At 30.0% G+C, this 13,811-nt stretch carries 8 protein-coding genes; 1 reads left to right on the forward strand and 7 read right to left on the reverse strand.

Features of this window, described 5'->3' with window-relative positions; all coding sequences use genetic code 11:
- Window positions 1–49 precede the first annotated feature (49 nt).
- The 7 genes from nifJ to RYO54_RS10985 form a co-directional block, all read right to left on the reverse strand.
- A complete protein-coding gene (nifJ, locus tag RYO54_RS10955; RefSeq protein ID WP_315118548.1) occupies window positions 50–3,571 on the reverse strand; it encodes a pyruvate:ferredoxin (flavodoxin) oxidoreductase in 3,522 nt (1,173 codons plus the stop codon).
- 188 nt (window positions 3,572–3,759) lie between these two features.
- On the reverse strand, window positions 3,760–3,936 hold the full coding sequence (locus RYO54_RS10960) for a hypothetical protein (RefSeq protein ID WP_315118550.1): 177 nt from the start codon (window positions 3,934–3,936) through the stop codon (window positions 3,760–3,762).
- A 122-nt stretch (window positions 3,937–4,058) separates the two neighbouring features.
- A complete protein-coding gene (locus RYO54_RS10965; RefSeq protein ID WP_315118552.1) occupies window positions 4,059–5,426 on the reverse strand; it encodes an MATE family efflux transporter in 1,368 nt (455 codons plus the stop codon).
- A 202-nt stretch (window positions 5,427–5,628) separates the two neighbouring features.
- Window positions 5,629–7,662, reverse strand: coding sequence for a helix-turn-helix domain-containing protein (locus tag RYO54_RS10970; protein ID WP_315118554.1), 2,034 nt, complete (start codon window positions 7,660–7,662; stop codon window positions 5,629–5,631).
- Between the two features lie 13 nt (window positions 7,663–7,675).
- Window positions 7,676–8,374 (reverse strand): DUF1287 domain-containing protein, encoded by a 699-nt coding sequence (locus tag RYO54_RS10975; protein ID WP_315118556.1) that lies wholly within the window; start codon window positions 8,372–8,374, stop codon window positions 7,676–7,678.
- A gap of 10 nt (window positions 8,375–8,384) precedes the next feature.
- Window positions 8,385–9,479 carry an AI-2E family transporter gene (locus RYO54_RS10980; protein WP_315118558.1) on the reverse strand — a complete coding sequence of 365 codons (1,095 nt, stop codon included), beginning with the start codon at window positions 9,477–9,479 and terminating at the stop codon, window positions 8,385–8,387.
- A gap of 143 nt (window positions 9,480–9,622) precedes the next feature.
- A complete protein-coding gene (locus RYO54_RS10985; protein WP_315118560.1) occupies window positions 9,623–12,073 on the reverse strand; it encodes an EAL domain-containing protein in 2,451 nt (816 codons plus the stop codon).
- Window positions 12,074–12,352: 279 nt separating this feature from the next.
- On the opposite strand from RYO54_RS10985, the gene RYO54_RS10990 reads away from it, so the two are divergent.
- A complete protein-coding gene (locus RYO54_RS10990; protein ID WP_315118562.1) occupies window positions 12,353–13,777 on the forward strand; it encodes an MATE family efflux transporter in 1,425 nt (474 codons plus the stop codon).
- The last annotated feature ends 34 nt before the right edge of the window (window positions 13,778–13,811 follow it).

The following is a 13,811-nucleotide window of genomic DNA, read 5'->3' on the forward strand; positions in this document are numbered from 1 at the left end:
AAAAGCACAGGATATTTCAAGGTATCCTGTGCCAATCCAACGGTTTTTATTAAAAGTTTTCTGATAGCTTTTTATATATTTCGTATCTATTTTTAGCATGTTTTTCTGCTTCGTTAAACATTTCTTCTGCAACTTCTGGGAATACATTTGCTAATGAAGTATATCTTATTTCCCCTCTTATAAAATCTTGGAAAGATTCTTTTGCTTCTTTAGATTCCAGTATAAATGCATTTTTCCCTTCCTCTTTAAGCTTCGGATTGTATCTATATAGATGCCAATATCCCGTTTCAACAGCTTTTTTGCTTTCCATAATACTTGTTCCCATACCTGTTTTAATACCGTGGTTAATACATGGAGCATAGGCTATTATTAATGAGGGTCCTTTATACTCTTCTGCTTCTTTTATTACCTTAACTGTTTGATTCATATTGGCTCCTATGGATATTTGAGCAACATACACATAACCGTAACTCATAGCCATAAGACCAAGATCCTTCTTTCTTATCCTCTTTCCTGCCGCCGCAAATTTAGCTACTGCTGCAGTTGGTGTTGATTTTGACATCTGTCCGCCTGTATTCGAATATATTTCTGTATCTAAAACTAAAATATTTACGTCATCCCCTGAAGCCAATACATGGTCTAAACCGCCATATCCAATGTCATAAGCCCAGCCATCTCCTCCAATTATCCATACGGATTTCTTAACTAAATATTCAGCATTATCCATTATCTCTTTGTATAGAGGATCTTTCATGTAGTCTACCTTCCTCAATGCATTTATAACCCTTTCTGATGAAGACTTTGATTTATCACCATCATCTATATTATCAATCCACTGAGCAAAAGCTTCTTTAAGCTCCTCATCTATATCTTTATTTAAAGCTTCATCCATAAGTAAGGCTAATCTTTCCCTTATTTGTTTAATACCTAAGTACATGCCATATCCATATTCCGCATTATCTTCAAATAGAGAGTTGCCCCAAGCTGGCCCTTGACCTTTTTCGTTTGTAGTATATGGCACTGAAGGTGCACTTCCTCCCCAAATTGATGAACAACCTGTAGCATTAGCTATCATCATTCTATCTCCATATAGTTGAGTTATCAATCTAACATAAGGAGTTTCTCCACAACCTGGGCATGCTCCATTAAACTCCAGAAGTGGTTTATTGAATTGGCTACCCTTAACAGTATAAATATCTTGAACATTATGTTTTTCACGTAATGTTATAGCAAAATCCCAATTGTCCCCTTCCATTTCTATTTCTTGATCAGCTGGTTTCATAATTAATGCCTTACCTGGTGCTGGGCAAACATCCGCACAGTTACCACATCCAGTACAATCTAAAGGACTTACTTGAATCCTATATTGATAGTTTTCTAATCCTTTACCTACTGCTTTCTTTGTCTTAAAGGTTGATGGAGCTTTATTTACTTCTTCTTCATTAAGTAAGAATGGTCTTACAGTAGCATGAGGACAAATATAAGAACATTGGTTGCACTGTATACATTTATCAATTTGCCACTCTGGTACAAGTACTGCAATGCCTCTCTTTTCATAAGCTGTTGTACCCAATGGGAAGGAACCGTCTTCTCTTCCTGTGAAAGCACTTACAGGTAATTCATCTCCTTCCATTCTTGCCATAGGAATTTGAATGTTTTTAACAAACTCTGGAATATCTTTTTCTAAGTCTTTTTCTATTTCTACATTACTCCATGAATTTGGCACAGCTACCTTAATTAATCCTTCTACTCCTTTATCTACAGCAGCTTTGTTCATTTCTACGATTTTTTCACCTTTTCTACCATAAGTAGTTTCTATAGAGTCTTTTAGATATTTTACTGCATCTTCTATTGGAATAACTTTAGCTAACTTAAAGAAAGCTGCTTGCATTACCATATTTATTCTTCCACCAAGGCCTATGCTTCTTGCAATACTTACAGCATCTATTACATAAAAGTTAATATTATTATCTGCAATGTATTTCTTTATAGAAGCTGGCAATTTTTCATCTAGTTCGTCTCCCCTCCAAGGACAGTTAAGTAGAAAAGTACCACCTTTTTTAATCCCTTTTAAAAGATCATAATTATATAAGAAAGACTTGTTGTGACAAGCAATATAATCAGAATTATGAACCAAATAAGATGACCTTATAGGTTTACTTCCAAATCTTAAATGAGATACTGTAGTACCTCCTGACTTTTTACTATCATAAGAAAAATACGCTTGTGCATATAAATCTGTTTTATCTCCAATGATTTTTACTGCAGTTTTATTTGCTCCTACAGTACCATCAGAGCCTAACCCCCAGAATTTACAGCTTATTGTTCCTTCTGGAGTTGTATCAACAAATTTTTCTGTAGCCAATGATGTATATGTAACATCATCTGTAATTCCTATTGTAAAATGGTCCTTAGGATTATTACTCTTTAAATTTTCAAATACTGCAATTATTTCTGAAGGTATTGTATCTTTTGAACCTAAACCATATCTTCCACCTATTATTAAGGGTCTATTTTCTTTTTTATAAAATAAATTTGATATATCAAGACAAAGTGGCTCAGCTAAAGAACCTGGCTCTTTAGTTCTATCTAAGACCGCTATTCTTTCTACGGTTTTTGGTAATACCTTAAAGAAATACTTTTCTGAGAAAGGCCTATACAAGTGTACCTTTATGAAACCTACCTTCTCACCTTGTTTTAGTAGATAATCTACGGTTTCCTCTAATGTGTCACATACCGATCCCATAGCAACGATTATATGCTTTGCATCTTCGGCACCATAATAATCAAAGGGGTGATACTCTCTTCCTGTTATATTTTTTATCATTCCCATATAATCTTCTACTATATCTGGAACTGCATTATAAAACTTGTTTGATGCTTCTCTCCCTTGGAAATATATATCTGGATTTTGCGCAGTACCTCTTAATACTGGTCTTTCAGGATTTAAAGAATTATTTCTGAATTCATTTAAAGCATTGTAATCTACAATCTTTGCTACATCTTCGTAATCTATAACCTCTATTTTTTGATATTCATGAGAAGTTCTAAAGCCGTCAAAAAAATGCAAAAATGGAATTCTAGATTTTATTGATGATAGATGTGATATAAATCCTAAATCCATAGCTTCCTGCACATTAGAGGAAGCAAGCAATGCAAATCCTGTTTGTCTACAGGCCATAACGTCTTGGTGATCACCAAATATAGATAATGCATGAGCAGCTATTGCACGAGCACTAACATGAAACACTCCTGGCAATAATTCTCCAGATATTTTATACATATTAGGTATCATAAGTAGCAGCCCTTGAGAAGCTGTATATGTAGTCGTTAGAGCCCCTGCTACTAAAGAACCATGAACTGTTCCAGCAGCACCAGCCTCTGATTGCATTTCTACCACTTTAACCCTTTGGCCAAATATATTCTTTTTACCATGTGCCGCCCACTCGTCTACTCCTTCTGCCATTGGAGTAGATGGGGTAATAGGAAATATAGCCGCAACCTCTGTAAAAGCATACGAAGCATAAGCTGCTGCACCATTTCCATCCATTGTTTTTGTTATCTTTTTCATAGATTACCCTCCTTATATATGTTAGCCATACATAAGTTATTATTATATTAATACTCATGTTTTATGTATTAACTGCATATTAATAGATGGGAATATTAAAACCGCTTAATTATGAGATAAATCATATTCTATAAGTTAAAATTTAAAATATATAGCCTGCAAAAATAAACTTTTTGCAGGCCGTTCTTTTAATATTCCTCGTGTTCATCGTATCCATCGTTCTCAGTTTCAAAAATGCTATCATTTATTGCTTGACTCTCTATAGTCTGAACCATATTGCTGCTACTAAATTGTCCTTTAGATTTGTGTCCCTTTTGGTTATAATTCTTTCTATTTTCGCTTTTTACTTCCTCTCTACTTTTCACTTAAATTCCTCCTAAAATTCATTTGATTATAAACTTATATTTCCCTCGTAAACTATTCTTTATCCTAATATAATATAAAAAAACCTACAATCCAGTAAAATAAGTGATTGTAGGTTTTTATATTAAGCTTCATTAACTTCATAATCCAATGCATCATCTTCATCTTCTATATCTAATCCTCTTCTTACAAAGAATATTCCCGTTAGCCCCGATATTATATCCGATAATGGATAAGCAATCCAAGCTCCTAAGGTTCCAAACATCTGCATTAATATCAATAGCAAAGGTATAAATACAACTATTTGCCTAAATATAGATAATAAGAAGGATGATTTAGCTTCTCCCATTGCTTGATAGTAATATATTGCAACATAATAGACACTTACTATTGGAAATACCAAAATTACAATTCTAAAGATTTTTGCTGCATCATATAATATTTCACTTTCATTTATAAATAATCCCATTATATTTTTTGAGAATATAAACATTCCTAGCCAACAAATAAGGGATGAAATTACAGCAATTTTTATTGTACTAATGACAACATCTTTAACTTTCTTATAGTCCTCTCTACCAAAATTGAAAGCTGCTATAGGTTGCATAGCTGAACTTATTCCAATCAATGTTATGAATAAGAACATAGACACTCTGGTTACTAAACCAAAAATAATTACAGATTCTTCTCCACCATATGTTAATAGTAGATTATTTAGTATAAATGCCACTACGGCATCAGAAATTTCTATCATAAAGGTTGAAAATCCAACACTTACTATCGATCCTACAATTGCTTTTTCTAAAGTAAATTTAAATTTAAGATTTAATTTAGTTCTTACTTTTTTATTAAAATAATAATAAGCATATACAAAGGAACCCATCTGTGATATTACCGTAGCAATAGCAGCTCCTTTTACTCCTAAATTAAGGTTAATTATTAAAATATAGTCTATAATAATATTAGCGATAGCACCTATAGAGGTGGCTTTTAAGGTTATTTTCGTATCTCCTAATGCAGTCATTATATAACAATAAACCGCAGTTAGACACTGAAATATTCCACCAAATATCACTATAGAAATATAGTCTCTTGCATAAGGAAATATGCTGTGGCTTGCTCCTAAGTTTAAGATTATTTTATCTCTAAATATATAGATTAAAAAGGTTAAGATTAAGATTATTGAAATTATCAAACTAATAGAGTTGGTTATTGAATTTTTAATTTCTTCTTCATTCTTTTCTCCTAAGTGTCTAGCAACGGATGTATACACACCTACTGCCACCATAAGACCTAGGGCTATTATTAACCTTTGTATAGGGAAAGCTACTGTTAAACCTCCAACTGCCATAGCACCAATAGTTCTTCCTACATAAAGGGTGTCTACCATATTATATAATTCTCCTACTAGTAAAGATATAATAGACGGCACTGCAAATTTTAACAACAATTTATTAGTACTTTTTTCATTAAAAATACTACTACTATTCATAAAAATCCTCCTCGATTTAAATTAATATATAATGCTTTAAGAGCCACACCCTCATTTCTACTTTCACCCTCTTTCTAAGTCTTATAATATAAGTATACATAATTTCTTTAGAACCTTCATTCACCAATGTACCTAGTATAAAGTATAACTTTAAGTATTTCTGAGTATTGTTTTTTTCTGTAAATATAAAAAAAGCACCTTATTAAAAGTGCTTTTGTACTTTTTGCAGTATAATTAGTACCGCTCCATATCCTTCGACTTTTGGAACTATATTATAAATAGGACTTTTTTTACTATAGGATAGGCCTATATAAGGGTTGCTTGTAGTTTTAAAAAGATTTATTTCATCATAATTTATCTGCTTTGGCTTACCCATGCTTACCCAATTGTTATAAGCAGAACCTTTCTTTTCATTAATTTCATATTTTATAACCTTATAATCAGAAGGTAGTCCCTCAAAGTTTATAGAATATTTATTTTCTATAGTACTTTTGTCCTTTTTGAAGTTATAAGAAATATTATCTAAACTTTCTTCCTTTAAATTATCTTTAATGGTATATAAAAGTATTTGAATCTCTTCATCTTTCTCAGTTATTATATATCCTTCACCTTTTGATAGTACATTATCTCCTAATTTAGATAAAAAATAGTAGGCATAATAGGAAGGTTTTTTTATACCCTGTATATTAACTAATCCATTACACCCAAAAAACACTTCATTATCTATAATTTCCTCACTATTAAATTCATCTATGATATAAAAATTATTATTTGTAAATTTATTATCCAAGTTTCTCTGTATTAAATATGGAAGCATAAATGGACTATCATGGATTTTATTATAATTAGGTTTTTTAATATCTTCTTCTAGTACCTCTAAACCATAATCTATTAAATATTTTTTTAACTTATTTTTGCTTTCATCATCCATATTATGATCTAAATAGAATTTCCATTTTTCTAATTCATAACTACTATAGATGTCCTCGAAATAGTCTAAAAATGAATAAAAGGCTACGGAATAGTCTTCTATATATATGGCAGGTCTTAAGTCCATGTCCAGTAAGAATTGAATGACTTCTTTTATTTCTCCCCAGTAATAGAATTTTCTATTTTCTTTTGAAATAACATCTTTTAATAAAACATAGGAAAAATTGATATCCTCTTTCATTCTTTTTAATATCTTTTTATTTTTTTCTTTAAACAATTTACTTACGCTACCTAGTATAAATAAACTTTCCCAAGGCTTATCTAAAGTTTCTTCTGAGGATAATACTACATCTATCCTATTTATCTTTCCTTCATAATTGAATCTTAAATAGTCTTGTAGATAGTAAGAGACTTCTTCTAAAGCTTCTTTTATAGGCAAGATTGTAAATTTTTTCATTTCAATGAATTTTTCTTCGTCAACTTTGTATTTTTTTCTATATTGCATGGGAGTACATTTATAGTGTTTCTTGAAATGTTTATTAAAATACCTAGTATGAGAAAATCCTAGTTCTTCTGATATTTCTGATATTGTTTTATCCGTATCTAATAATAATTTTATAGCTTCTTCAACTCTAGTTAAGTTTAGAAAATCATTGAAGCTATATCCTACAGTATTTTTCATACTATAAGAAAGATAGTGAGAACTTAGATACTCTCTTCTTGCAATATCTTGTAAACTTATTTTATTATTATAGTTTGAATATATATATTTAATTATTCTATCATATCTCTCAAATTGTTCCTCATTTCCTTTTAAACTCTCTTCATCATATATTAAATAATGAAAATTGTTTATAAGATGATATAAAATATCAACTAAAGTGTCCTCAATTACATCTTCATAGTCCTCTCCTTTTTGAGCCATTTCACAAAGAAGTATACTCAAATAGCTTCTTAACTCTTCGTATTTAGCATGTTTTTGAACATCCTTTACTGAGGACTCTGTATAGAAGAATATATTTTCTATATTATAATATTTATTAAAAAATGAGGTGTCAATTTGAAATATAAGTATTTTATTATCCTTATCCAAACCAGCAATACTATGCGCTTCATCAAAGTTTATGATTTCTAGCTCGCCTTCATTTATTATATGAGTTTCTGTCTCAATATTTATTTTAATCCTACCTTTTAGGCAATATATTATTTCCATACAATCATGCCAGTGAATAGGATATTCAATAATATTAATATAACTCACATTTATAGGTATATTAGATAAAAAGTCTACATACTCTCTTCTCATAATTTCCCCTCTTTTAGTATTTCCATCTATAGTGCCCATCTACTTTTAATTTTTTATAATTATAAAGGGTTTCTCGAGCATAGGGATAGTAATTATGGATAATATAAGGCACTCCATTCCTATCCCTTTTATCAGAAACTATAACCACATGCTCATATGGTTTATACATAATAATTATATCACCAGGTTGCCACTGCTTTAAATTTTCCACATCTCCTGGTATTATTTCATTAATCAAACTTTCTGCATTATTCTTAAAAAACACATCTTGGTTAGGAACTCTTCTAAAATCTATATTGGGTTCTGGTGTTCCCTGAACCCTCCAATAGATTTTTGTATTCTTTTTAATGTCTTCATCTATAAGTTCCTTCAAATTTAAATCTATACTTTTAAAAGCTCTCCATATAACATCAGTACATACACCTTCTGAGTCTGGAGGGTATCCTCCATTATAATATGCATCTACATATTTAGTTTTATTCTTAACCTCTTCTCTCGCTCCTTTTACAATATCTAAAGAATCTGGTATACCGTTATTATTCCTATCTACTTTAGAATATTCTTCAGGTACAATCACTCTTTTACCTGCCATCTGTTCTATTTTAATAATTAGTTCTTGTACATCATAATCCACACTTTTTAAAAGTAAGAATCCAATAGTCAATAAAAACATTAGTATTAATATAAACACTTTTTTCTTACTTCTTTTCATAAATTACCTCTTAATTATTAAACCTTAATAATAGTTTTTCTAAATAAGTTCTTATTATAGCCATAACTGGTACTCCAAGTATCATTCCTACAGGACCATATAGTCCTCCACCTAATGTTACGGCAAATATTACAGCAAAGGGTTTTAAACCTACCTTATTTCCTATAAGTTTAGGATCTAAATACCATCCATCAAATTGCTGGAGAAGGAATAAGAAAATTAACACTACTAATGCCCTTATTGGACTAAAGAATAAGTTAATAATTGCAGCCACTACCATTCCTATAAAAGGGCCAAAATAAGGTATCATATTAGTTACTCCAACTATTAAAGCTATCAAAAGTGAATAAGGTGATTTTATTATGGATAAGCCCACCAAAGCCATTATTCCTATAATTGTAGAGTCTATGGCTTTAGTTCCAATATAAACACCTATCATGTTATGTAAATTCGAAATAAATTCTAAAGCCTTACCTGCGTTTTTCTTTCCTAAGATGGCATATATAATTTTTCTTACCGTTTCTAAAATACTTTCCTTGTCCGCTAAAATATATATAGAAATAATAAAACCAAAAACCCATTTTACAAAGTAGTTTGTAAAAGACACGGTTTTGGATAAGAAAGAATTTAATACACTTGCAAGAAAACTGCTACCCTTTGATATTATAAAATCAGTCTTTAATTCCATATTACCTGTGGAATAAAGTATATTTTGTACCCTCTCATCTTTAATTAATGTATCAAAATAATTTTGAGCTACTTTAGTAAATTCGGGTATGTTTTTAATTATATCCATTATACTAGTTATGATTCTAGGCATTAAATAAGATGAAAAAATTGCTAACATCAACACTATAGTTATATAGGTTATTAAAATGCTTTTCCCTCTAGTAAGCTTGAATCTTCTTTCAAAAAAGCTCATCAATGGATTCAATACATAAGCTATGATAAAAGCATATATAAATGGAGATATTATGCTAAAAATTCTATTAACCCCTGTAAAAAATAGTTCATAGTTGTCCACAATCTTAATTGATATCATTATAGTTATAACTATTTTTATTATATCTAGATATTTTATCTTATCTTCTTTAAACAGTTGCACCTGTACTCCTCCTTGTAGTATTTATATGTTTTTTAAATTATAACATTTATTGTCACGCCGAACCATTAACAATTTATTAAATTTTAATGTTTATATAATAAAATCAATAATAGAACTAGTATTTTCACTAATTCTATTATAAATTAAAAAGTATACACATTTTTATTTTTTAGTAATTTTTCAATTTCCTTTGCTTCAACTGGTTTACTAAACAGATAACCTTGCCCTACATCACAGCCATATTCTTTTAATAGTTTTAATTCTGATTTAGTTTCTATTCCTTCTGCTACGACCTTCAAATCTAGAGCTCTTCCAAGCTTAACTACAGATTTTACTATCTCCTCTTTTTGCGAATTCGCTGTAACTCCTTTAATAAATTCTCTATCAATTTTCAACACATCTATAGGAAGATTTCTTAGATACGTCAAAGAAGAATATCCTGTTCCAAAATCATCTAATGCTATTTTAATTCCTTTTTTCTTCAAGCTTTGTAGTATTTCTATAGCCATATCCATATCTTCCATTACTGCAGTTTCAGTAATTTCTATAATTATTCCTCCTGTTAGATTTAGTTCGTCTAGTATTTGACTTATCTCATATGCTAAATTACCTTTTTTCAATCTAGTACTTGATAGATTTATGGATACTTGCAAATCTTTATATCCTTCTTCTTCCCATTTCTTTTTTTGATATAGCGCTGTTTTTAATACCCAATCTCCTATCTCATAAATCAACCCTATTTCTTCTGCAAAAGGTATGAATTCCATAGGAAATATAATTCCCTTTTCTGGATGATTCCATCTGATTAAAGCCTCAACCCCAATAATTTTTTTAGAATGTAAGTCTACTAATGGCTGATAAAACAAAACAAATTCTTTATTATTTATAGCCTTATGAAGTTGATTAACAATATTTAAATAATTGTAGGCCTTTTCCTTCATATTTTTAGTATAAAAGCCATATCCATTTTTCCCTTTTTCCTTAACATTAAACATAGCAGTATCTGCATGCTTCAAAAGAGTGCTATAATCCATTCCATCTTCAGGATAAATAACTATTCCCATACTGACAGATATGAAAAGTTCATTGCCATCGTTCATCCATGGGGTTCTTAAGTCCTTTAATAAATTTTCTAATTTATTTACTACATCCATTCTATCTTTTATTTCTACTAATATTATTACAAATTCGTCACCACTTAATCTTCCTATTAGATTTGGGAATTTTAAATTATTCTTCATTATTTGTGATATATGTTTTAATAAAGCATCTCCTGTTATATGGCCTAAGGTATCGTTTACATGTTTGAAATTATCTATATCCAAATATATAAAAGCAAATTTATCTTCACTGTCTTTATGCTCCTCAATAATTATATTTACTTGCTTTTCAATCATCGTTCTATTAGGCAATCCTGTCAAAGGATCATAATATGCTAATGTATGAAGTTTTTTCTCCATTCTTTTTCTCTCTGTTATATTAGTCCCAACTGATATAATTTCTGTAATATTATCATGACTATCATATATTGCACTGCTATTCCATAAGACATCTATAATTTTACCATTTTTGCTGATCAATTGGCTTTCATAATTTATAAGACTTTTGCCGCTTACAATCTTTTCAAACACAAACTTTGTATAAATTTTGTTTTCTTTTGGAATCACAAACTCCATCCAGCTTTTATCTTTAACTTCATCACAACAATATCCAAACAATTCTTCTGCAAAGGGATTGATTCTCTTTATTTTTCCATTACTTTCCCAAATGGCTATAATTACAGAAACATTATTCATGATGTTTTCTGATAAGGCTTTCTCTAATCTTAAATATTCTTGAAGGTTTAATTGTTCAGTAATATCAGTATGTGAACCAGCAAATCGAATGGGGGTTCCATCTTTATTCCATAGAGCTTTACCGTGACTTAAAATCCATCTATAACTGCCATTTTTACAGCGCAATCTGTAGGTATCTTTATACACTCCATACCCTTTTTTAAAATATTCTTCCATTATTTTAATTGTCATATCTTTATCTTCAGGGTGCAATAGTCTTTTCCATCCTTCTATAGTATTTTCTATCTCCCCTTCTTCATATCCGAAATATTCTTTAAAATTTAGAGAAAAATAATACTTATTAGTTTTAATTTCCCAATCCCAAATCCCATCATTAGCTCCCTCTACCGCAAGCTCATATCTTTGTTCACTTATGAAGAGGGAAGCTTTACTCTTTTGAAGCTCATTATATTGTTCCCTAAGTTCTTCTTCTACAGCCACTAATTGTTCATGAGCCGAACTAAGGTCTTTATAAGACTCATTTTCCCTCTTAATAATTGATTTAATTAAAATTATGTTATTACGATTTAAAAAATAAACTATTATGGCAATAATTAAAACAAAAAATATCTCTTTGTATTTTTGAATATTTTCAAAAATAATATTATCTTTATAAAATAAATTTATAATGTTATTAAAAAATAATATTAAAAAAACTCCAATTCCCAGAAAAACTATTGATATTTTAAGCGATTCAAATGCTGGATTTAAATTTTCATTATAATTAGCAAAATAATCTTTTTTATTATTTTTCCACATTTTCTCACTTCCTTGATAAAAATTACATTTTTCATCTTTATTAACCTAATTTTATCATATTTAACCAATTTTTTAAATTACAAAATATATAAATTAATTGTAAACAACCTATGCAATTTAATATTTGCATAGGTTATTCATATAGATACTATCTAGTTTTGGTAGCAATGCATATATAGCTGGAAGTTTATAATTTTTTATAATTAATCTACCAACAAAAATTAAAAATTCATGAAAAATATGAGATTTAGGTAGATTATATGTATTTTATGTGATATTATGACTTTGTTTGCGCAAATTTATGACAATTTTATAGTAAAGGGTGAGTGTGAATTGAATAACAAGACTGTGAAAGAAGTGCTATCCATAGCTCTCCCTGCAGTAGGTGAAATGTTCCTTTATATGATGGTTTGGGTCTTTGACACAATGATGGTAGGTAAATATGGTGGACAAGTTGCCGTAAGTACTGTAGGACTTTGTTCTGAAATAATGACAGGAATTGTAAACATTTTTATTGTTTTAGGTGTCTGTGTGGGTGCTGTATCCTTAGTTTCTAGAAATTTGGGTGCAAATAAATTTGATTTAGCAGAGGAATACGCCTCACTTTCTCTTGTTATAGGCATTATATTATCTTTAATAATTTCTAGCTCTGCTTTTATATTGGCACCTAAAATTTTATCTTTCGCTGGAGCTAAAAACCAAGTATTAAATCTGGGAGTAATATATTTAAGAATAACTTCCATAGGCTTATTTTTTAATATGATTATGAATGTTCTAAACTCTATATTAAGAGGAAGTAAAAACACTAAAACTCCACTAATTGCTGCTGTAATCATTAATATTATAAATATATTTCTAGATTGGGCTATGATATTCGGTAAGGCAGGTTTTCCTGAATTAGGAGTTAAAGGCGCAGCAATAGCAACTTCCTTCTCTCATATAATAGGTTTTTTATTTATTTTTATATATACTTTTAAATATTCTAAAATAAAACCTAGATTTAAATACATAAAAGATATGTCCTTAGCAAAGCTAAGAAACCTAGTTAAACTAGCCATTCCTTCCTCTTTGCAAGAAGCAGCCTATAGCTTAGCTCGAATATGGGGAATTTTTATGGTGATGGGTTTAGGAGAAACCGCTTTTGCAGCAAATCAAATAGCTACCACTATTGAATCCATTTCTTATATGCCCGGAACGGGATTTGGAGTAGCTTGTACCGCATTAGTAGGACATAAAATAGGTGAGAAAGATTTCAAAGAAGCTAATGAATATGCTCATACTTGCGCTATTTTAGGGCTTATTTTTATGGGACTTTGTTCCACTATATTTTTAATATTCCCTAAATTTATAGTTTCATTATTCATTAGTAGAAGCGAATTAGAAGTTATAAAGCTAGGTGCCCTATGTCTTATGGCAGGCGCTTTAGAACAGCCTTTTATGGCCTTATATTTAGTTTACGGTGGAGCTTTAAAGGGATCTGGAGATACAAAGACTCCTTTCTATATTGCCCTCATTGCCGCTTGGGCAATTAGAATTCCACTAATGTTATATTTCATAGGATACTTAAAAGTAGATATATACTATAATTGGTGGATTACAGGAGCTCAATGGGCTTTCCAAGGGATTGGAATATATATGCTATTTAAAAAGAGATTTTCAAAGTATGTTAATAATCAGGAGAAAGCAATTAAGCTTAGCGCTTAATAGAAAATTGAGATGAAAAACTAGCTATATCCAA

The sequence above is a fragment of the uncultured Clostridium sp. genome, from assembly GCF_963515715.1.
In the GTDB taxonomy this organism is placed as follows: Bacteria; Bacillota; Clostridia; order Clostridiales; family Clostridiaceae; genus Clostridium_AW.